Origin of the sequence: Pseudomonas hefeiensis (genome assembly GCF_030687835.1) — a bacterium.
Taxonomy (GTDB): Bacteria; Pseudomonadota; Gammaproteobacteria; order Pseudomonadales; family Pseudomonadaceae; genus Aquipseudomonas; species Aquipseudomonas hefeiensis.
The window spans coordinates 2,918,293-2,938,383 of sequence record NZ_CP117449.1 but is presented as its reverse complement, the minus strand read 5'-3'; the positions used below and the strand labels follow the sequence as shown (position 1 = coordinate 2,938,383).

The following is a 20,091-nucleotide window of genomic DNA, read 5'->3' as shown; positions in this document are numbered from 1 at the left end:
AAGTGCGGTACATAGGTACTGCACCCGGAGACCGTTCGTGTGGTACGAGTGCCTTGTTATCCTTGGCCGATCCCAACGAACCGGCGCTCACCGAAACACCCAAAAACAGGAAAAATCCATCTACCTTGTAGGATTCTGCGACAGGCTGGCGGTTGGTGATCGGACGCACGCCACGTATGATCCCTGACAAACTCCCGCCGAATAGAAGCCTATGTCACTGATAGTTCTATTGCTTTTGCCCTTCATCGGCAGCTGTATCGCGGCGCTGCTGCCGCATAACGCCCGTAACGCCGAATCTTTGCTGGCAGGCCTCGTGGCCTTGGTCGGCACCGTTCAGGTGGCTTTGCTGTACCCGCAGATCGCCGACGGTGGCGTGATTCGTGAGGAGTATTTCTGGCTACCGAGCCTGGGCCTGAATTTCGTGCTGCGCCTGGACGGTTTCGCCTGGCTGTTCGCGATGCTGGTGCTGGGCATCGGCACGCTGGTGTCGCTGTATGCCCGCTACTACATGTCGCCGGACGATCCGGTACCGCGTTTCTTTGCGTTTTTCCTGGCCTTCATGGGCGCCATGCTTGGGTTGGTGATTTCCGGCAACCTGATCCAGATGGTGTTCTTCTGGGAACTGACCAGCCTGTTCTCATTCCTGCTGATCGGCTATTGGCACCACCGCGCCGATGCCCGGCGCGGTGCCTACATGGCCTTGATGGTGACCGGGGCCGGCGGGTTGTGCCTGTTGGCCGGCGTGATGATCCTCGGCCATGTGGTGGGCAGCTATGACCTGGACCAGGTCCTGGCTGCCGGCAACGTGATCCGTGACCACACCCTCTACCCCGTTCTGCTGCCGCTGATCCTGATCGGCGCGCTGAGCAAAAGTGCGCAGTTTCCTTTTCATTTCTGGCTTCCCCATGCCATGGCCGCGCCCACTCCGGTGTCGGCGTATCTGCATTCGGCCACCATGGTCAAGGCCGGTGTATTCCTGCTGGCGCGGTTGTGGCCGTCGCTGTCGGGCAGTGAACAATGGTTTTACATCGTCGGCGGCGCCGGGGCCTGTACGTTGTTGCTGGGTGCCTACTGCGCGATGTTCCAGAACGACCTCAAGGGGCTGCTGGCCTACTCCACCATCAGCCATCTGGGGCTGATCACCCTGTTACTGGGTCTCAACAGTCCGTTGGCCGCGGTGGCGGCGGTGTTTCATATTCTTAACCACGCCACCTTCAAAGCCTCGCTGTTCATGGCCGCCGGGATCATCGACCACGAAAGCGGCACCCGCGATATTCGTCGGCTCAGCGGTCTGGTGCGGCTGATTCCGTTCACCGCCACCCTGGCCATGGTCGCCAGCGCGGCGATGGCCGGAGTGCCGCTGCTCAACGGGTTCTTGTCCAAGGAGATGTTCTTCGCCGAAACCGTGTTCATCTCCGCCACGGCCTGGGTCGAGTTGGCGCTGCCAATCATCGCCACCATCGCCGGGACCTTCAGCGTCGCCTACTCCCTGCGCTTTACCGTGGACGTGTTCTTCGGCCCCACCGCCACCGACCTGCCCCATACCCCCCATGAGCCTCCACGCTGGATGCGAGCGCCGGTGGAGTTGCTGGTGTTCGCCTGTCTGCTGGTAGGCATTTTCCCTGCCCAAGTGGTCGGTTCGTTGCTGGCAGCCGCCGCACTGCCGGTGGTGGGCGGCCCGTTGCCTGAGTACAGCCTGGCAATCTGGCACGGTCTGAACGCGCCGATGATCATGAGCCTGGTGGCGATGTCCGGCGGCATCGTGCTTTATCTGCTGCTGCGCAATCAGTTCAAACTGGGCCACATCACCCATCCACCGTTCATTGGTCGATTCAGCGGCAAGCGGCTGTTCGAGCGCTGCCTGGTGCTAATGATGCGTCAGGGCCGACGACTGGAACGCAAGATCAGTACCCGGCGCCTGCAAGCGCAGTTGTTCTGGCTGGTGCTGGCCGCCGTACTGGCGGGACTGATTCCGATGCTCAACAGCCCGCTGGTGTGGGGCGACCGGCCGAAGATCCCCGGCTCCATCGTGTTCGTGACCCTGTGGCTACTGGCAATTGCCTGCGCCCTGGGCGCGGCCTGGCAGGCCAAGTATCACCGGCTCGCGGCCCTGACCATGGTCAGCGTCTGCGGCCTGATGACCTGCGTGACCTTCGTCTGGTTCTCGGCGCCCGATCTGGCCCTGACGCAACTGGCCGTGGAAGTGGTGACCACGGTGCTGATCCTGCTGGGCCTGCGCTGGCTGCCCCGGCGGATCGAGGATGCAGCGCCGCGGCCCAACAGCGAACGACGCGCCCGCATCCGGCGCCTGCGGGATCTGTTGCTGTCCATCGCCGTCGGTGGCGGCATGGCGCTGCTGTCCTACGCGATGCTGACCCGTCAGACACCCAACGATATTTCTTCGTTTTACCTCAGCCGGGCCTTGCCCGAGGGCGGCGGCAGCAACGTGGTGAACGTGATGCTGGTGGATTTCCGCGGCTTCGACACCTTGGGAGAAATCACAGTGCTGGCGGCGGTGGCCCTGGCGGTCTTCGCCCTGCTGCGCCGTTTCCGACCACCCAAGGAAAGCATGCAGCTACCGGCCCAACAGCGTCTGCTGGCACCCGACGTGGTCACCGATCTGGTCAACCCGCGCCACGCCAGTGATACCGCGCTGGGGTTCATGATGGTGCCGTCGGTGCTGGTGCGCTTGCTGCTGCCGATCTCCCTGGTGGTGTCGTTCTACCTGTTCATGCGCGGTCATAACCAACCCGGTGGCGGTTTCGTCGCCGGACTGGTGATGTCGGTGGCGTTCATCTTGCAATACATGGTCGCCGGCACCCAATGGGTCGAAGCGCAGATGAGCCTGCGTCCGCTGCGCTGGATGGGCACGGGGCTGTTGTTCGCCACGGTCACGGGACTTGGGGCGATGGCCGTCGGTTATCCGTTCCTGACCACCCACACCTGGCATTTCGAGTTGCCGTTGCTGGGTGATATTCACTTGGCCAGCGCGCTGTTCTTCGACATCGGCGTCTACGCCGTAGTGGTCGGTTCGACCCTGTTGATTCTCACCGCTCTGGCGCACCAATCGGTGCGGGCCCACAAGCCTGGCCTGCATCCAAAACCCATTGCACAACCGGTAGCGGGAGGCGCGGCCTGATGGAAGAAGTCATCGCAATAGCAATCGGCGTGCTGGCCGCCTCCGGGGTCTGGCTGGTGCTGCGGCCACGGACGTTCCAAGTGGTCATGGGCCTGTGCCTGCTGTCCTATGGCGTCAACCTGTTCATCTTCAGCATGGGCAGCCTGTTCATCGGCAAGGAACCGATCATCAAGGACGGCATACCCCAGGACCTGCTGCATTACACCGACCCACTGCCCCAGGCCCTGGTCCTCACCGCGATTGTGATCAGCTTCGCCATGACCGCGCTGTTCCTGGTGGTCCTGCTGGCCTCCCGGGGCCTGACCGGCACGGACCATGTGGACGGTCGGGAGCCCAAGGAATGATCTTGACGCCTCATTTGATCGCGGCGCCGATCCTGTTGCCGCTGCTGACCGCTGCATTGATGCTCATGCTGGGCGAGAAGCATCGCCCGCTCAAAGCGCGGATCAACCTGTTATCCAGCCTGCTGGGCCTGGGCATCGCCATGCTGTTGTTGCAGTGGACCCAGGACCAGGCCCTGCCCGCCTCCATCGGCGTATACCTGCCGGGCAACTGGCAGGCGCCGTTCGGCATCGTATTGGTGGTCGATCGTCTGTCGGCGCTGATGCTGGTGCTGACCGGTATCATCGCCGTCTGTGCCTTGCTGTTCGCCACAGCCCGCTGGGATCGTGCCGGGGCGAGTTTCCATGCGCTGTTCCAGATCCAGTTGATGGGCCTCTACGGGGCCTTCCTGACGGCGGATCTGTTCAATCTGTTTGTGTTCTTCGAGGTGCTGCTGGCAGCATCGTACGGTTTGATGCTGCACGGCTCGGGCCGGGCGCGGGTGTCATCGGGGTTGCACTACATTTCCATCAACCTGCTGGCCTCGTCGCTGTTCCTGATCGGCGCGGCGCTGATCTATGGCGTCACCGGCACGTTGAACATGGCTGACCTGGCGTTGAAGGTGCCGCTGGTGCCGGAAGCCGACCGGGGTTTGCTGCACGCCGGGGCCGGAATCCTGGCGGTGGCATTTCTGGCCAAGGCCGGGATGTGGCCGCTGAACTTCTGGCTGGTGCCGGCCTACAGCGCCGCCAGTGCGCCGGTGGCAGCGCTGTTCGCGATCATGACCAAGGTCGGCGTCTACACGATCCTGCGTCTGTGGACGTTGCTGTTCTCCGGCCAGGCCGGTGCCTCGGCGTATTTCGGCGGCGACTGGCTGATCTACGGCGGCATGGCGACGATTGTCTGTGCCGCCATCGCCATTCTTGCCGCCCAGCGCCTGGAACGCATGGCCAGCCTGAGTATCCTGGTGTCCGCCGGAATCCTGTTGTCGGCCATCGGCTTTGCCCAGCCAAACCTGGTGGGTGCGGCGCTGTTCTATCTGGTGAGCTCGACCCTGGCACTCTGTGCGTTGTTCTTGCTGGCCGAGCTGATCGAACGCTCGCGCTCGGCCAATGAACCGTCGCTGGAGGACGATCTCGATGTCCTGCCTCGGCCGCTTGAATCCCTGCAACCGCCCAAGGGCATCAACCTCGATGACGAACAGAAAGCCGTCATCGGGCAAGTCATTCCCTGGACCATGGCCTTCCTCGGCTTGAGTTTCATCGCCTGCACACTGCTGGTGGTGGGCATGCCGCCGCTTTCGGGGTTCATCGGCAAGCTGGGGCTCATGAGCGCGCTGCTCAACCCTCAGGGGCTTGGGGAAAGTGTGGAACCGGTGTCGAACCAGGCGTGGGGGTTGTTGGCGTTGCTGATCCTGTCGGGGCTGGCGTCGTTGATCGCGTTCTCGCGCCTGGGTATCCAGCGTTTCTGGACGCCGCAAGAGCGGCCTTCACCGTTGTTGCGACCTTTTGAATGCCTGCCGATCATCGTGCTGCTAGGGTTGGGCATCGCGTTGACCTTCAAGGCCGAGCCACTGCTGCGCTGCACCCAGGAGGCTGCCGCCGGGCTGAACAATCCCGAACACTATGTGATGTCGGTGCTCGCGACCCGCGCCGTCCCCGGCCCGAAAGCGGACAGCGCACTGACAGAGGTGCAACCATGAAACGTCTGTTTCCTGCCCCGTGGTTGTCCCTGGCACTCTGCTTGCTCTGGCTGCTGTTGAACCTGTCCCTCAGCGCCGGGCACCTGCTGCTGGGGGCGGCACTCGGCGTGCTGGCACCTTTGATGATGCGCCCGTTGCGCCCCAGGCCCATCCATATTCGGCGGCCCTGGGCGGTGCTGCGGTTGTTCCTGCTAGTGGGTCGCGAGGTGCTGGTGTCCAATCTGGCCGTGGCCTGGAGTGTGATGAACGCCGGACACCGCCCACCTCGCTCGCGGTTCATCAAGGTGCCGCTGGACCTGCACGATGCCAATGGCCTGGCGGCGCTGTCGATGATCACCACGGTGATTCCCGGCACGGTCTGGTCGGAACTGGCCCTGGATCGCAGCGTCCTGCTACTGCATGTGTTCGATCTGGACGACGAAGCGGCATTCATCGCGCACTTCAAGGCCACCTTCGAACGGCCGCTGATGGAGATTTTCGAATGAGCCCGTTGCTGTCCAATGCGATTCTGGTGAGCCTGTTCCTGTTCTCGCTGACGATGGTGCTGACCTTGCTGCGTCTGTTCAAGGGGCCGTCGGCGCAAGACCGGGTACTGGCCCTGGACTACCTGTACATCGTGGCGATGCTGATGATGCTGGTGCTGGGCATTCGTTATGCCAGTGACACCTATTTCGAGGCGGCACTGATGATTGCCCTGTTTGGCTTTGTCGGCTCGTTCGCCCTGGCCAAGTTCCTGTTGCGCGGCGAGGTGATTGAATGAACGGCGAACTGTCGATGTGGGTCGAAATTCCCGTGGCGATCCTGCTGGTACTCAGCAGCTTGTTCGCCCTGGCCGGAGCGATCGGCCTGGTGCGTTTGAAGGACTATTTCCAGCGCATGCACCCGCCGGCCCTGGCTTCGACACTGGGCGCCTGGTGCGTGGCACTGGCCTCGATCATCTATTTTTCAGCGCTCAAGTCCGAGCCGGTCCTGCATGCCTGGCTGATACCGATCCTGCTGTCCATCACGGTGCCGGTGACCACCCTGTTGCTGGCCCGGGCCGCGTTGTTTCGCAAACGCATGGCCGGGGATGACGTACCGGCGGAAGTCAGCAGCCGGACGAACGAGCACGGCGGCTGACTTGCCTGGTTTCTCCTGCAATCGCAGCCCCGGCTAGACCGCCCCCTCCGTGGTTTCCGTCAGTGCCGCCAGCACCAGGGGATGCAGTACTGCGCCCGGGTGCTCGGTTTGCCAAGCACTTAGCTGGCGACGCATGGCCGGCGTCCAGAAGCTCTTTATGTGTTGGCGCACACCGTTCACTGCCTGCGCGTGATCCGGTTCACTGGCGAAGTACTGCGCGATCTGGTTAGCCATCTTGATCAGGCTTTCGGAACTCATCGCCGCACCTCGGCTTTCTCGGCATGGCGACGTTCTCTGAGCAGACGCCCCTGTTCATCACTGAAGGCCTGGTAACGCTTCTGCCATTCGGAAGGCTGGCTGACCCGCACGATCTCGACCGCCGTCACTTTGTATTCCGGGCAGTTGGTGGCCCAGTCGGAGTTGTCGGTGGTGATGACGTTGGCGCCCGACTCAGGGAAGTGGAAGGTGGTGTAGACCACCCCAGGCGCCACCCGCTCGGTGACTTTCGCACGCAGTACGGTCTGCCCGGCGCGACTGCCGATACCGACCCAGTCGCCCTCGACGATGCCGCGATTCTCGGCGTCAGTCGGGTGGATTTCCAGGCGGTCCTCCTCATGCCAGGCCACGTTGTCGGTGCGTCGGGTCTGGGCGCCGACGTTGTACTGGCTGAGGATGCGTCCGGTGGTCAGCAGCAGCGGGTAGCGGCCGTTGACCTTCTCCTCGGTGGGCACGTAGCCGGTGAGCATGAAGCGCCCTTTGCCGCGGACGAACTGATCGATGTGCATGGTCGGCGTGCCGTCCGGTGCGGCATCGTTGCACGGCCATTGCAGGCTGCCGTGACGATCCAGTTCGGCGTAGCTGACGCGGCTGAAGGTCGGCGTCAGGCGAGCGATCTCATCCATGATCTGCGAAGGATGGCTGTAGTGCATCTTGTAGCCCAAGGCATCGGCCAGGGCCACGGTGGCTTCCCAGTCGGCCTTACCGGCCAGCGGTTCCATCACCTTGCGCACCCGGGAGATGCGGCGCTCGGCGTTGGTGAAGGTGCCGTCCTTCTCAAGGAACGAGCTGCCCGGCAGGAACACATGGGCGAACTTGGCCGTCTCGTTGAGGAAGATATCCTGCACCACCACGCATTCCATGGCCGACAGCGCCGCAGTCACGTGCTGGGTGTTCGGGTCGCTCTGGGCGATATCCTCGCCCTGGCAGTACAGCGCCTTGAAGGTCCCGTCCAGCGCTGCTTCGAACATATTGGGAATGCGCAACCCCGGATCGGGTTGCAGCGTCACGTTCCAGGCCTGTTCGAACTGGGCGCGTACCGTCTCGTTGGAAATGTGCCGATAGCCCGGCAACTCGTGGGGGAAAGAACCCATGTCGCAGGAGCCCTGGACATTGTTCTGCCCGCGCAGCGGATTCACCCCGACCCCTTCGCGGCCGATGTTGCCGGTGACCATGGCCAGGTTGGCGATACCCATCACCGAGGTGCTGCCCTGGCTGTGTTCGGTGACGCCGAGGCCATAGTAGATAGCCGCATTGTTAACGCTGGCGTACAGCCGCGCGGCAGCACGGATCTGCTCGGCGGGCACGCCACACACCGGTCCCAGGACTTCGGGCGAGTTTTCCGGCTGGCTGACGAAGTCGCGCCAACGGGTGAAATCCGCCGCCTCGCAGCGCTCCTCGACGAAAGGCTGGTTGACCAACCCCTCAGTGACAATCACATGGGCCAGCGCATTGAGCATGGCCACGTTGGTGCCCGGACGCAGTTGCAAGTGCAGGTCGGCACGGGCATGGGGGGAGTCCACCAGATCGATACGACGCGGGTCGATGACGATCAGCCGAGCGCCCTGGCGCAAGCGACGCTTGAGCTGGGAGCCGAACACCGGGTGAGCGTCGGTGGGGTTGGCGCCCATCACCAGGATCACGTCGGCCTTCATCACCGAGTCGAAATTCTGGGTGCCGGCGGATTCGCCCAAGGTCTGCTTGAGGCCATAACCCGTGGGCGAATGGCAGACCCTGGCGCACGTGTCGACGTTGTTGTTGCCGAAAGCGGTGCGCACCAGTTTCTGCACCAGATAGGTTTCTTCGTTGGTGCAGCGGCTGGAGGTGATGCCGCCGATGGAGTCGCGCCCGTATTTGAGCTGGATGCGGCGCAATTCGCTGGCCGCGTAGGTGACCGCCTCTTCCCAGCTGACTTCCTGCCACGGGTCGCTGATGTGTTTGCGGATCATCGGCGTGGTGATGCGGTCCGGGTGGGTGGCGTAACCCCAGGCGAAGCGGCCCTTGACGCAGGAGTGGCCATGGTTGGCCTGGCCGTTCTTGTCCGGGACCATGCGCACCAGTTGCTCGCCTTTCATTTCGGCGCGGAAGGAGCAGCCCACACCGCAATAGGCACAGGTGGTGATGACACTGCGCTCCGGTTGGCCGATCTCCACGACGCTCTTGTCGATCAGGGTCGCCGTCGGGCAGGCCTGGACGCAGGCGCCGCAGGAGACGCATTCGGAGTCGAGGAAGTTGTCACCGCCGGCCGCCGCTACGCGGGAATCGAAGCCGCGTCCGGTGATCGTCAGGGCAAAGGTGCCCTGGATTTCCTCACAGGCACGCACACACCGGTTACAGACGATGCACTTGCTCGGGTCATACTCGAAATAGGGGTTGGAGACGTCCTTGGCTTCGGCCAGGTGATTGGCGCCTTCGTAGCCGTAGCGCACCTCGCGCAGGCCCACCTGCCCCGCCACCGTCTGCAATTCGCAATTACCGTTGGCTGCGCAAGTCAGGCAGTCCAGCGGGTGATCGGAAATGTACATTTCCATCACGTTGCGCCGCAGATCGGCCAGTTTGGACGTTTGAGTGCGCACCACCATGCCTGGCGTCACTGGCGTGGTGCAGGACGCCGGGTAGCCGCGCATACCGTCGATCTCCACCAGGCACATGCGGCAGGAGCCGAAGGCTTCCAGGCTGTCAGTGGCGCAGAGTTTTGGAATGGTGGTGCCGAGCATGGCCGCCGCGCGCATCACCGAAGTGCCGGAGGCGACGCTGATTTCGCGGCCATCAATGGTCAGGCTGACCTGCACATCGCTTTCACGTGCCGGGGTGCCAAGGTCGATATCGCTGCTTGGGTCGAAGATATTGATCATTGGTCGGCCTCCGTGGTCGCCAGACCGAAGTCGGCGGGAAAATGCTTGAGGGCGCTGCCGACGGGAAAGGAAGTCATCCCACCCAGGGCGCAGAGCGAGCCGTATTGCATAGTGTCGCAAAGGTCATGCAGCAGCAGTGCCTGCTCCTGGCGCGCAGCGGCATCGGTGCTGGCGATCAAGCGGTCCACCACTTCCACGCCACGGGTGGAGCCAATCCGGCACGGCGTACACTTGCCACAGGACTCCTCGGCGCAGAACTGCAGGGCGAAACGGGCCATCTGGGCCATGTCCAGGCTGTCATCGGCCACCACCACGCCACCGTGGCCGAGCATGGCGCCCATGGCGGCGAATGCCTCGTAGTCCAACGGCGTGTCGAACTGCGAAGGCGGCACCCAGGCACCCAACGGTCCACCCACCTGCGCGGCCTTGAGTGGCCGACCGCTGGCGGTACCGCCACCATAACCTTCCACCAGCTCACGCAGGCTCAAACCGAAGGCGCGCTCCACCAGACCACCGTGGCGGATGTTGCCCGCCAGTTGAAAAGGCATCGTGCCCAGGGAACGGCCCATGCCGAAATCACGGTAAAACTGCGCGCCCTTCTCCAGGATCACGGGCACAGAGGCCAGGGTCAGCACGTTGTGCACCAGTGTCGGCAGCCCGAACAAACCTTGCAGCGCCGGCAATGGCGGTTTGGCGCGAACGGTGCCGCGCTTGCCCTCCAGCGATTCCAGCAGGGCGGTTTCCTCACCGCAGATGTAGGCCCCGGCGCCCACCCGGACTTCCAGCTCGAACGCGCGACCGCTGCCGCCCACGTTCGTCCCCAGGTAACCCGCCTCGCGAGCGATGCCCAGCGCGGCGTTGAGGGTGGCAACCGCGTCCGGGTATTCCGAACGCACATAGATGTAGCCCATGGTCGCGCCGACGGCGATGCCCGCGATAATCATGCCTTCGATCAAAAGGAACGGATCGCCTTCCATCAACATGCGGTCGGCAAAGGTGCCGGAGTCGCCCTCATCGGCGTTACACACCACGTACTTCTGTGCCCCTACCGCGTCGCGAACGGTGCGCCACTTGATGCCCGCCGGGAAGGCCGCGCCACCGCGGCCACGCAGGCCGGAATCGAGCACGCTGGCGACCACCTCTGCGCCGTCCATCTGGATCGCCCGCGCAAGCCCGAGAAAACCACCTTGGGCACGGTAATCGTCCAGAGACAGCGGTTGAGTGACGCCGGCACGCGCAAACAGCAGACGCTGCTGGCTTTTGAGATACGGGATTTCTTCAACCGGCCCCAAGGCCAGCGGATGGCTGGCAGGATCTCCCGCCAGGGCATCGAGCAGGCTCGGCACGTCTTGCGGCGTGATCGGGCCAAAGCCCAGCCGACCATTGGCGGTTTCAAGCTCCAGCATCGGCTCCAACCAGTAGAGCCCACGGGAACTGGTGCGGCGCAGCTCAAGCGGCAGTTGTCGACGCTCAGCCTCACTCACCAGTGCAGCGGCGACCTTGTCCGCCCCCACGGCACGGGCCACTGAATCACGGGGGATACAGAGCTTCAGCATGCGCCCTCCTCCATACAACCCTTCACCAGCTCGCGCAAGCGCTCGGGGGTTAACCGCGCATGCAGCTCACCGTCCAGCTCCAGAGCGGGTGAACAGACGCAGGCACCCAGGCAATAGACGGGACGCAGGCTGATGCTGCCATCGGCACTGGTGCCGTGGTCATCCAGCGCCAGTTGCTCACGCAACTGCGCAGCCAGGCCTTCGGCCCCCATGCTCTGGCAGGACTCGGCCCGGCACAGACGCAGCGTATGGCGCGCCGGCGGCGAGGTCCGAAAATCGTGGTAGAAGCTGATTACGCCGCGCACTTCAGCCTGGCTGAGGTTCAAGGCATGGGCAATCTCCGGGACGGCGGCGTCGGGAACGTACCCGCAGCCTTCCTGGATGGCGTGGAGAATCGGCAGCAAGGCACCGGGGGTGTCCTTTTCGCGCTGCAACACGCTATGAATCAGAGGCAGGTGAAGCGTCTCATCAGGCATAAACGTACCTCGGCATCTCGAACGACACCGCCGCATGGGCGATGGCCGTCCGGAGTCTTGGCTGCGGTGCCGGGCCACGTCACGGACGCGTGGCTGATCCAGTCACCATTCTTCTCGCTCTCCGGCCAAGTGTCTAGGCGCACCAGGTCCGGGGCATCGTTACAGCTTGCCATTCCCGGGGGGTGGCGATTGCACACAGACGACTTAACGTGTCCTGAAAGCGACTTGATCCGGGAAGCGGTCAGCCCTCATAGCTTAATTCACTATTGGGTATTGGCCAGCCGATGCTACCGGTGGTGGTTTTTGGGGGGCTACATATCCTTGCGCTTAGGCGAGCTGCTCGAAAGTTGTCATGTCGAGGTGCAAATACTTATGACTCGCGGTATTTCAATGGATGAGTTCCTGAGCGGTGGCTGCCAGCTGACGACCCACCCTATCCTTTAACGTGTCGATGAAGCGGGTGATTTTTGCATCGACAAACTGTCGTGAGTTATAGATGGCATAGACGTTGCGCTCATACGTATGGAAGTCAGGCAAAACCCGCACCAGCTTCCCGGAGCGCAAATCGTCGACAGCCGTAAACCCGGCCAGCAACCCAATTCCAGCCCCCTCCCGAATAGCCACCGCCATCGCATCCATATCGTTCACACTGAAACTTGGCCCGGCAGGGACAAATGTCGCGTCGCCCGCCTTGCTCTTCAGTTGCCATTCATCCCTGACATAGTCCACGGTGCCCAGCAGCAGACACTGGTGATCAGCGAGATCTTTCGGCGTCACGGGCGGCGCATGTCGAGCCAGGTAGTCTGGTGATGCCACCAGAACGCAATGGCTGACACCGATCTTTTGGCTGACATACGCCGAATCAGGCAGCGTTCGGGCAATCAGAATTGAGACATCCAGCTGGTCTTCAAGCAGGTTAGGCATGCGCTGGGAAAGCAATAAATCCACAGTGACATCCGGAAAATGTTTGCGGTATTCCAGCACGGCCCCCGTGACCAGATGCCGGGCCAGTCCGGGTACGCAATGCACACGTAGTGTTCCCCTGGGCTGCAAGGCCGCGTTGCTTGCTTCGGCTTCCGCACTCTCAAGATCAGCCAGAATTTTCCTGCACCGCTCATAGAACCGCCGCCCCGCATCGGTGACCGACAGGCGCCGGGTCGAGCGTTGCAATAGACGCGCATCGAGCACGTTTTCAAGTGCAGAAACAGCACGCGATACGTTACCTACTGTGGAGTCCAGATGATTTGCCACGGCAGTGAAACTGCCCATCTCGACAACCTTTATGTAGACCGACATGTTCGAAAGCTTATCCATTGCGACCTTCCTTCAGATCTGACGCATACCCGTGACAACACGCATTTTTCCATGATGCTACACGCTCGTCCCGAGGCTCGATATTACCTCTGCTGACAACAATGATTCCCTCTGGGCCGACTAAATCAACGGTGTCGCCTTCCATAGACTTGGTTGCACAGGCCGCCTCAACAGGCCCTGCGGCAAAGCCACTCAGGCGCCGAGCGTCATACCAAACCCTGACAACCAAATGAAGGCCACATCATGAACACTCCCTACGACCCGCTTTATCTTTTCATCGGTGGTGAATGGATCAGTGACCAAGGGCGCGACACTGCTGCTGTCGTTAACCCGGCGACCGGACGGATTATCGGGCGCGTCCCCCTCGCCACCGCAGGTGACCTTGATAACGCCCTTGAGGTGGCTCGACTGAGCTTCGAACAATGGCGCCAGACCGTACCTGACAAACGCGCAAAAATCCTCAAGCGGGCCGCCGACCTGATCATTGAACGAGCCCCGCACATCGCCGCGCAAATGACCCTGGAAGAAGGCAAGCCACTGGGTGAAAGCATGGATGAAGTGACACGTGCGGCGGAATACTTCGAGTGGTTCGCCGAGAGCGCCCGGCGTATTGATGGCCGCGTGGTACCGGCCAACCGTCCTGGCGTACTGCAACTGGTCAAACGCCAGGCCATCGGCCCAGTGGCAGCGTTCACACCCTGGAACTTCCCGGCCATTACTCCAGCCCGCAAGCTCTCGGCAGCCTTGGCCGCCGGGTGCAGCGTTATCCTCAAACCAGGTGAAGAAAGTCCTTCCACAGCGCTGGCCCTGGCTCGTGCGCTCGACGACGCAGGCTTGCCCAAAGGGGTGCTGCAGGTGGTCTTCGGCGTACCGGATCAAGTGTCCAGCCATCTGATCGCCTCACCGATCATTCGCAAAGTGACCTTTACCGGCTCAGTGCCCATCGGTCGCCTGCTATCTGCCCGAGCTGCCGAAGGCGTTAAGCCCATCACCCTTGAGTTGGGTGGGCACGGCCCCGTGCTCGTATTCGAAGATGCAGATATTGAAAAGGCTGCAACCGAAGGTGTCGCGAACCGGTTTCGTGGGACCGGACAGGTGTGCATTTCATCCACTCGATTTCTGATCCAGCGTGGTGCCTATCAAGCATTTGTCGATCACTTTGTCGCTGCAACCAAAGCCCTGAGAATCGGCGATGGCCTGCATCCAGACACTCAAGTAGGTCCCTTGGCCAACCCAAGGCAATTGGCAAAGATGGAAGAACTGGTGGCCGATGCCGTCGAGAAAGGTGCACGGGTATTGGTCGGTGGCGAAGCCTTGTCACGTGAAGGCTTCTTCTTCCAGCCCACCGTTCTGGCGGATGTGCCGCTGAACGCCCGAGTCATGCACGAAGAACCCTTTGGCCCCATCGCAGTGCTGATGCCGTTCGATGAATTGGCGGATGGACTGAAAGAAGCGAACCGCCTGCCCTACGGGCTCTCAGCGTACGCATTCACATCCAGTGCGCGAACCGCAATTGACGTTGCTGACGGATTGGAGGCCGGAATGATCGGGATCAACCAATACCGCATCGTCGCCACCGAGCTTCCGTTCGGCGGCATGAAAGAAAGCGGTCATGGCTCGGAAGGCGGCATTGAAGGCATCGAGCACTATCTGACCCACAAATTCATCAGCCAGGTTTAAGGAGGATTCCCATGTCCAAGATCAATTTCAGCAGTCCCCGCGAAGCGGCGCGCGCGTTCACTCCGAAGCTGTCGCAGTTCGTCGACTCGACGCTTTATCCGCAGATCTGGAGCGATCCGGCATTGTCCCCCCGCGACCGCAGCCTGATCACCGTGGCCGCATTGATCGCCGGAGGCCACTCGGAAGAATTGCCCGCTCATTTACGCCGGGCGGTCGGCAATGGCGTTAACCATGACGAAATTGCCGCGGCGATCACTCACCTGGCTTTCTACGTGGGCTTCCCTGGTGCCATTACCGCGTCTGCTATCGCCAACGCCACGTTTACCGAATCGGAGAAAAACCCAGCATGAAAGCCATCAACATCAGAGAATTTGGTGCCGCAGACGTCCTGGAACTCGCAGAGGCTGCCAACCCTGAAGTGCGGCCTACCGACCTGCTAGTGCGTGTCTATGCCGCGGGAGTGAACCGTGCGGATCTGACTCATCGAACGGGTGGCTATGGCCATCCTAATTTCGGTGACTCCCTGATCATCGGGCTGGAGATCGCCGGTGAGGTGATCGAAGCAGGCAGTGAGGTGAGCGGATTTGAGGTGGGTGATCGAGTGATGGGCGTTGTTGGAGGCGGCGCCTATGCCGAACTGGCTCGAATCGACTACCGCATGGCCATGCACATCCCTGCACAGCTGGACTATGTGCACGCGGCAGCAATTCCGGAGGTCTTCGTCACCGCCCATGAAGCGATGATGCATCTGGCTCGGCTCAAGGCCAGCGACTCGGTGCTGATTCACGCGGCTGCTGGAGGCGTTGGGTCTGCCGCCGTGCAACTGGCTTACGCCACAGGCGCCACGGTGTATGCGACAACTGAAGGCAGCAAGTTGTCTCGTGTCGAGCACTTGGGGGCAGATGTTGCAATTGACTACAAGACACAGGACTTCGCCGAAGTCATTGCCGATAAAACCAACGGTCGAGGCGTCGATGTCGTCATCGACTTCGTCGGCGAGCCCTACTTCGCACGAAACGTCGCGTCCCTTGCGCATGGCGGCCGCCTGATTCAGGTTGGCATCCTCGGCGGTGGCGGCAAAGTAACTATAGAGCTGGAGCAGATCCTCTACCGTCACTTGCAAATCATTGGCACGGTCATGAAGTCCCGCACGCAGCCGGAGAAGCACGACATGATCAGGCGCTTCCGCGAGCATTGGCTTGATCGCTTCGATGGCGCTGCAAGCCTCGAGCCTGTCGTTGACAGCACGTTCCCGTTATCACGTGCTGCCGATGCACATCGCCGGATGGAATCTTCAGCGAACGTCGGAAAAATCATTTTGACCCTGCAGCCTGAAGACTTGGTTTGAGTCTGGCCGTCTTGCGATAGAACTGAAAACGGTGCCCCTGGTGGGCACCCTTCAGGATGAAAAACCGTCTTCACAGGGCTAGGCCCTTTGTTCCATGGCTTCTCAGGTACTACGGTCGTATTCGCCTTCTCAGTAACTCGGATAACAGCATCGGCATCCCGGACTCCTGATTACCCAGCTTATTTCCTGGCCCATAGGCTTCCCCTGTTGACGCGTCCCCCTGCACCTCATGGCGCAACATGCATGACTCGGGGTCTGGTTGATTCGCCATTTCTTACCCCTATCGAACTTCAAACTCATCAACGCAGCCGCCCACTGTTTCATGCCCTCTGGCAGCGGTGCCCCTTTTGTTCGTCGTTGCTTTAACGGTATGTTTAAGTCCTCAACTCGAGGACGACCTATGGCCATCCACGCACCCACCGTCACGCAAAAACACTTGGCAGTGTTAATCGACGCCGACAACGCCGCCGCGGCAATTGTTGAAGGTTTATTCGAAGAAATCGCCAAGTATGGTGTCGCCAACGTCAAGCGGATCTATGGCGACTGGACTGGCCCTCAGTTGGGCGGATGGAAAAAGGTGCTGCTCGACCATTCGATTCAGCCTATTCAACAGTTCGCGTATACCAAAGGTAAGAACGCAACAGACAGTGCGTTGATCATCGACGCAATGGACCTGCTGTACACCCGCCGCTTCGATGGTTTCTGCCTGGTCTCGAGCGACAGTGACTTCACCCGACTCGCATCGCGGTTACGAGAAGAAGGTTTGACGGTCTATGGGTTTGGTGAAGAAAAAACCCCGAGACCGTTCGTATCGGCCTGCGACAAGTTCATCTATACCGAATTGCTGCGCGGTGAAGTGCTTGGCGCTTCAAGCAATGGACATGATCGACCCGAACCCGAGTCACCCGCCGAAATTGAGACCGTCAATGTCGCCAGTGCGCCCGAGGCAAAAAAACTGCCCAAGGCACCCGTAAGTTTCATTGCGAAGATCTTGGATGACATTGCCGACGAGGATGGCTGGGTTCACCTGGGTGCGCTGGGCACCAACATCAGCAAATTGAGACCTGAATTCGACCCTCGCACCCATGGTTATAAAAAACTCAGTGAGTTAATCAAGGGATATCCGGATACGTTTGAACTACAAACTAGAGGAACGTCTGGAGTGGGTGGTTCAGTACTCTATGCCCGGCATCGACAGCCCGGTTTGTAGCCCCCGTCACCGACGACCGCTCTTGGCCCATAGGGTGTGAAAACGCTGTCTTTGGAGAAATTTTACAAAACTATGATGTATTGCCGGTCGCCAGGACTATATCGATTCCAAAGGGACGAAAATGACGTTAACTGTCGAAAGGTTGGTCAGGATAGCCATGGCCAATCCAATAAACGCTGAAATCACCTCGCGCTTACCTTCACTCGGTTTGAATCAATGCATGCTCACTGCAGGCTGCCTGTTCCAAGCCGTCTGGAATCATCAGTCACAACTGCCGCCAGCTTGGGGGGTGAAGGATTACGACGTTTTTTACTTCGACAGTAATCTGTCTTGGGACGCTGAGAATGAGGTCATCAACGCAGCTCAGCGTCTCTTCCAAGACCTCGAAGTGAACGTTGAGATCAAGAATCAGGCTCGCGTTCACCTGTGGTACCGCCAGCGGTTTGGTGCGGACTATCCCCAGCTTCAGTCGGCTAAAGACGGAATTGATCGCTACCTGGTTTCCGGTACCTGCATTGGTTTGGATGTTGAAACTGGCGAAGTCTATGCTCCCAACGGCCTGACCGACACCGAGCAAGGACTCCTTCGCATCAACCCAAAGAATCCCAAGCCAGACCTGTTCGATCAGAAGGTGAAAAGTTATCAGGCTCGCTGGCCTTGGCTCAGGATCGTAGAAACCCAAAGTTGAATCGAAACGCTCGGAGTATGCCGGCGAAGCAACTTATTGGACAATCAAAGCGCTTGGCGAGCAGCGCGTCACACCGGACATCAACGACCTCGGCTTCAATGAGCGTCTGGGCCTGATGGTCGACCGCGAACTGGCCGAGCGCGAAGGGCATTCGTCAGTTATTCAAGAACTTGACCACCAGAGGGTTCAATTCAGCGGAGCACTCCTCCGGCAACCAATGCCCACAATTGGGCAAGACTTGGCCTTGTACATCGGTCGCGTACTGTTTCATCTGATCCACTTGAAATTGCCCCATTCCGCCGTGCCCTCCACCGCCGATTGCCAGCACGGGCATGTTCAGGGAAGTCTTCGACAGCTCGACGTTTTCAGTGATCGAGTGGTTAAGCGCTCGGTAGTATTCAAACGACGCGTTCAGCGTATGAGGCTTGGCGTATGACTTGGCGTAAAGATCGAGCAGCTCAGGCGTAAAGGCATCCTTGTTGGTAGCGTGTTCTTTGATGAAGTGCGAGAGGAACAACTTTTCATGCCCAGTGATCAACCTTTCGGCCAATTGGTTGCCAGCGGCAAAGAAGCTGAAATGCCAGACCAGTGACTCACCCTGTGGTGAGAATGCCGGGAAATCGTACATGCGCTTGTCGGGAATCGGTGCCTCCATGTACACCAGTTTCCTTATCTGGCTTTGGTGGGTTACTGCCATGGGATAGGTGTTCCAGATACCGATGTCATGCGCAACCAAGTCAAACGGCTGATTGCCGCTTAGCTGTGTCGCGAGGGCGAACAGATATTTCGAGACGTCAGTGCCGGTGTAACTGGTCTTGGGCGGTTCCGACTCGCCCAGGCCCGGTAAATCCACCGCAACTACGGTGTGAGTCTTCGCGAGTTCGGGCATCAAGCTGTGCCACTCATACCAGGCTTGACCAAATCCGTGGACCAGGTAAACCAAAGGCCCGGAACCGCCCTTCACATAGTGGAGTCTGACGCCGTCTATGGTTTTGAATTCACTCTTGAATCCCGCTGGAACAGGAAACTCTGCCGCTTGAGCCAAGCATGGCAAAGCCAGGGTGATTGCGACTGTGGCGAGGGCCAATCTAATGCGCTTTTTCATTTTATTTATCCATCGAGTTATGACTGAAAATTACGACCATGCGAAGGCGTGCTATCCCCGATCAATGACCGTGGAGCGCCTGGGTGGTGTGCCGTTGACCTTGCGGAAAACCATGCGCCCGTGCCCGAAATGCAATGGCCAGGCTGATCAATAGCAACGCCAGCAACACGCCCGGAAATGCACTCGTTCCCCATTGGCCGAGTAACACGCCACCCAGCAGTCCACCGCCGGCAATAGCGCTGTTCCAGACCACGACGTTCATGGAGAGCGCAACGTCAGCGCCCTTACCTGCTGCGTCGGCAAGTGCTGTTTGCAGCAGGGTGGCCGCGCCACCAAAGGTCAGTCCCCAAATGAAGACACCCACGTAAATGGCCGTGACGGAGCCTGAGAACATTCCGAGGAAAATCGAAACCGCTGAGAATGTTGCAAGGCTGGCCAGCACGGTTGTTCGCAGGTGCCGATCAACCAACCGACCCGTGAGCCAGATGCCTGCCAGTGCCGCGACACCAAATGTGAGCAATACCAAATCGACGTGACTGTTCAGCCCAGCCTTGGAAACGAAGGGCGCGACATAGGTGTAAAGAATGTTGTGGGCCAGCATCCAGGTGAAGACGACAGCCAATACCGAGCGGACGCCTGGGGTGAAAAACACCTGACGTAACGGCATGCGCTGTGAGGATGATTGGCCTGGATAATCCGGCACTTTGATCAGCACCCAAACGATCAATACCAGGGTCATGCCGGACATCAATCCAAAGGCCAGGCGCCAGCCCATGAATCCACCCAGCCAGGTTCCCATGGGCACACCCAACGACAACGCGATGGGCGTACCCACCATCGCCACCGCCAATGCGCGCCCCTGCAAATGAGGGGCGACCATGCGCCGTGCGTAACCCGCGATAAGGCTCCAGGCCAGCCCCGCTGAAACCCCGGCGAAAAACCGTGCAATCAGCGTCAGCCAGTAATCGGAAGACAGCGCCGTGAGGGAGTTGAATGCCAGGAAACCGACAATGGTCACCAGCAGTACCGTTCTACGACGCCAGCTTTGCGTGGCAATGGTCAGCGGGATTGCTGCCAGCAATGACCCCAATGCATAGACAGTCACCATCTGTCCGGCCAGAGACGCAGAGACACCCAGCCCACTGCCAATTCCGGGCAGCAAGCCCGCTGGCAAGGTCTCGGTGACAATGCAAATGAAACCCGTCATGGCCAGTGCAAGTAATGCCCCAAGCGGAAGTTTTGCGCTCTGTCGCTCATCTGTAGTCATTTGCTATCCCACATATATATCGATCGGTACAATAT

18 protein-coding genes and 1 pseudogene are annotated in these 20,091 nt (G+C 60.4%); 12 read left to right on the top strand and 7 right to left on the bottom strand.

Going from position 1 to position 20,091, the window contains the following annotated elements; translation table 11 throughout:
• Positions 1 to 211 precede the first annotated feature (211 nt).
• The 6 genes from PSH57_RS12990 to PSH57_RS12965 are packed head-to-tail and all read left to right on the top strand — an operon-like array spanning position 212 to position 6,281.
• Positions 212 to 3,139 (top strand): monovalent cation/H+ antiporter subunit A, encoded by a 2,928-nt coding sequence (locus PSH57_RS12990; RefSeq protein WP_305389921.1) that lies wholly within the window; start codon positions 212 to 214, stop codon positions 3,137 to 3,139.
• Positions 3,139 to 3,483 (top strand): Na+/H+ antiporter subunit C, encoded by a 345-nt coding sequence (locus PSH57_RS12985; RefSeq protein ID WP_047225720.1) that lies wholly within the window; start codon positions 3,139 to 3,141, stop codon positions 3,481 to 3,483. Before PSH57_RS12990 ends, PSH57_RS12985 begins: the two co-directional genes overlap by 1 nt.
• Entirely contained in the window at positions 3,480 to 5,162 is a 1,683-nt protein-coding gene (locus PSH57_RS12980; RefSeq protein WP_305416640.1) for a monovalent cation/H+ antiporter subunit D, read from the top strand. The genes PSH57_RS12985 and PSH57_RS12980 overlap by 4 nt, the downstream gene beginning before the upstream one ends.
• Positions 5,159 to 5,647 (top strand): Na+/H+ antiporter subunit E, encoded by a 489-nt coding sequence (locus PSH57_RS12975; protein WP_305389916.1) that lies wholly within the window; start codon positions 5,159 to 5,161, stop codon positions 5,645 to 5,647. The genes PSH57_RS12980 and PSH57_RS12975 overlap by 4 nt, the downstream gene beginning before the upstream one ends.
• Positions 5,644 to 5,922, top strand: a complete 279-nt coding sequence (locus PSH57_RS12970; RefSeq protein WP_305389914.1) for a K+/H+ antiporter subunit F — start codon at positions 5,644 to 5,646, stop codon at positions 5,920 to 5,922. The genes PSH57_RS12975 and PSH57_RS12970 overlap by 4 nt, the downstream gene beginning before the upstream one ends.
• Entirely contained in the window at positions 5,919 to 6,281 is a 363-nt protein-coding gene (locus tag PSH57_RS12965) for a Na+/H+ antiporter subunit G (protein ID WP_305389912.1), read from the top strand. Before PSH57_RS12970 ends, PSH57_RS12965 begins: the two co-directional genes overlap by 4 nt.
• Positions 6,282 to 6,314: 33 nt before the next feature.
• On the opposite strand, the gene PSH57_RS12960 is transcribed toward PSH57_RS12965, so the two are convergent.
• From PSH57_RS12960 to PSH57_RS12940, 5 genes are all read right to left on the bottom strand, one after another.
• Positions 6,315 to 6,539 (bottom strand): formate dehydrogenase subunit delta, encoded by a 225-nt coding sequence (locus PSH57_RS12960; RefSeq protein ID WP_305389910.1) that lies wholly within the window; start codon positions 6,537 to 6,539, stop codon positions 6,315 to 6,317.
• A complete protein-coding gene (gene fdhF, locus PSH57_RS12955; protein WP_305416638.1) occupies positions 6,536 to 9,412 on the bottom strand; it encodes a formate dehydrogenase subunit alpha in 2,877 nt (958 codons plus the stop codon). The genes PSH57_RS12960 and fdhF overlap by 4 nt, the downstream gene beginning before the upstream one ends.
• Positions 9,409 to 10,968 carry a formate dehydrogenase beta subunit gene (locus tag PSH57_RS12950; protein WP_305389908.1) on the bottom strand — a complete coding sequence of 520 codons (1,560 nt, stop codon included), beginning with the start codon at positions 10,966 to 10,968 and terminating at the stop codon, positions 9,409 to 9,411. Before PSH57_RS12950 ends, fdhF begins: the two co-directional genes overlap by 4 nt.
• Positions 10,962 to 11,444 (bottom strand): formate dehydrogenase subunit gamma, encoded by a 483-nt coding sequence (locus tag PSH57_RS12945; protein ID WP_305389907.1) that lies wholly within the window; start codon positions 11,442 to 11,444, stop codon positions 10,962 to 10,964. The genes PSH57_RS12950 and PSH57_RS12945 overlap by 7 nt, the downstream gene beginning before the upstream one ends.
• Before the next feature lie 387 nt (positions 11,445 to 11,831).
• Entirely contained in the window at positions 11,832 to 12,758 is a 927-nt protein-coding gene (locus PSH57_RS12940; RefSeq protein ID WP_305389906.1) for a LysR family transcriptional regulator, read from the bottom strand.
• Positions 12,759 to 13,001: 243 nt separating this feature from the next.
• Between PSH57_RS12940 and PSH57_RS12935 the strand changes: the two genes are divergently transcribed.
• The 6 genes and pseudogenes from PSH57_RS12935 to PSH57_RS12910 form a co-directional block, all read left to right on the top strand.
• Positions 13,002 to 14,438, top strand: coding sequence for an NAD-dependent succinate-semialdehyde dehydrogenase (locus tag PSH57_RS12935; protein WP_305389904.1), 1,437 nt, complete (start codon positions 13,002 to 13,004; stop codon positions 14,436 to 14,438).
• A gap of 11 nt (positions 14,439 to 14,449) precedes the next feature.
• Complete coding sequence (locus PSH57_RS12930) at positions 14,450 to 14,788, top strand: carboxymuconolactone decarboxylase family protein (protein ID WP_305389903.1); 339 nt, start codon at positions 14,450 to 14,452, stop codon at positions 14,786 to 14,788.
• Positions 14,785 to 15,786: an NAD(P)H-quinone oxidoreductase gene (locus tag PSH57_RS12925; protein ID WP_305389902.1), complete on the top strand. Its 1,002-nt coding sequence runs from the start codon at positions 14,785 to 14,787 to the stop codon at positions 15,784 to 15,786. Before PSH57_RS12930 ends, PSH57_RS12925 begins: the two co-directional genes overlap by 4 nt.
• A gap of 400 nt (positions 15,787 to 16,186) precedes the next feature.
• Complete coding sequence (locus PSH57_RS12920; RefSeq protein WP_305389901.1) at positions 16,187 to 16,996, top strand: NYN domain-containing protein; 810 nt, start codon at positions 16,187 to 16,189, stop codon at positions 16,994 to 16,996.
• Between the two features lie 157 nt (positions 16,997 to 17,153).
• A complete protein-coding gene (locus PSH57_RS12915) occupies positions 17,154 to 17,684 on the top strand; it encodes a nucleotidyltransferase family protein (RefSeq protein WP_305389900.1) in 531 nt (176 codons plus the stop codon).
• Between the two features lie 43 nt (positions 17,685 to 17,727).
• Positions 17,728 to 17,823: pseudogene (locus tag PSH57_RS12910) on the top strand (AAA family ATPase); the annotation flags it as partial.
• Positions 17,824 to 17,838: 15 nt separating this feature from the next.
• On the opposite strand, the gene PSH57_RS12905 reads toward PSH57_RS12910, so the two are convergent.
• Together PSH57_RS12905 and PSH57_RS12900 are read right to left on the bottom strand one after the other, a co-directional pair.
• Positions 17,839 to 18,789 (bottom strand): alpha/beta fold hydrolase, encoded by a 951-nt coding sequence (locus PSH57_RS12905; RefSeq protein ID WP_305416636.1) that lies wholly within the window; start codon positions 18,787 to 18,789, stop codon positions 17,839 to 17,841.
• A 61-nt stretch (positions 18,790 to 18,850) separates the two neighbouring features.
• Positions 18,851 to 20,056 carry an MFS transporter gene (locus PSH57_RS12900; RefSeq protein ID WP_305389898.1) on the bottom strand — a complete coding sequence of 402 codons (1,206 nt, stop codon included), beginning with the start codon at positions 20,054 to 20,056 and terminating at the stop codon, positions 18,851 to 18,853.
• Positions 20,057 to 20,091 lie beyond the last annotated feature (35 nt).

Coding starts and splice junctions, on each gene's coding strand:
- PSH57_RS12940 (WP_305389906.1), bottom strand. CDS start 12,758: ATGGATAAGCTTTCGAACATGTCGGTCTACATAAAGGTTGTCGAGATG.
- fdhF (WP_305416638.1), bottom strand. CDS start 9,412: ATGATCAATATCTTCGACCCAAGCAGCGATATCGACCTTGGCACCCCG.
- PSH57_RS12990 (WP_305389921.1), top strand. CDS start 212: ATGTCACTGATAGTTCTATTGCTTTTGCCCTTCATCGGCAGCTGTATC.
- PSH57_RS12975 (WP_305389916.1), top strand. CDS start 5,159: ATGAAACGTCTGTTTCCTGCCCCGTGGTTGTCCCTGGCACTCTGCTTG.
- PSH57_RS12945 (WP_305389907.1), bottom strand. CDS start 11,444: ATGCCTGATGAGACGCTTCACCTGCCTCTGATTCATAGCGTGTTGCAG.
- PSH57_RS12950 (WP_305389908.1), bottom strand. CDS start 10,968: ATGCTGAAGCTCTGTATCCCCCGTGATTCAGTGGCCCGTGCCGTGGGG.
- PSH57_RS12965 (WP_305389912.1), top strand. CDS start 5,919: ATGAACGGCGAACTGTCGATGTGGGTCGAAATTCCCGTGGCGATCCTG.
- PSH57_RS12915 (WP_305389900.1), top strand. CDS start 17,154: ATGGCCAATCCAATAAACGCTGAAATCACCTCGCGCTTACCTTCACTC.
- PSH57_RS12985 (WP_047225720.1), top strand. CDS start 3,139: ATGGAAGAAGTCATCGCAATAGCAATCGGCGTGCTGGCCGCCTCCGGG.
- PSH57_RS12935 (WP_305389904.1), top strand. CDS start 13,002: ATGAACACTCCCTACGACCCGCTTTATCTTTTCATCGGTGGTGAATGG.
- PSH57_RS12905 (WP_305416636.1), bottom strand. CDS start 18,789: ATGAAAAAGCGCATTAGATTGGCCCTCGCCACAGTCGCAATCACCCTG.
- PSH57_RS12925 (WP_305389902.1), top strand. CDS start 14,785: ATGAAAGCCATCAACATCAGAGAATTTGGTGCCGCAGACGTCCTGGAA.
- PSH57_RS12980 (WP_305416640.1), top strand. CDS start 3,480: ATGATCTTGACGCCTCATTTGATCGCGGCGCCGATCCTGTTGCCGCTG.
- PSH57_RS12970 (WP_305389914.1), top strand. CDS start 5,644: ATGAGCCCGTTGCTGTCCAATGCGATTCTGGTGAGCCTGTTCCTGTTC.
- PSH57_RS12930 (WP_305389903.1), top strand. CDS start 14,450: ATGTCCAAGATCAATTTCAGCAGTCCCCGCGAAGCGGCGCGCGCGTTC.
- PSH57_RS12900 (WP_305389898.1), bottom strand. CDS start 20,056: ATGACTACAGATGAGCGACAGAGCGCAAAACTTCCGCTTGGGGCATTA.
- PSH57_RS12960 (WP_305389910.1), bottom strand. CDS start 6,539: ATGAGTTCCGAAAGCCTGATCAAGATGGCTAACCAGATCGCGCAGTAC.
- PSH57_RS12920 (WP_305389901.1), top strand. CDS start 16,187: ATGGCCATCCACGCACCCACCGTCACGCAAAAACACTTGGCAGTGTTA.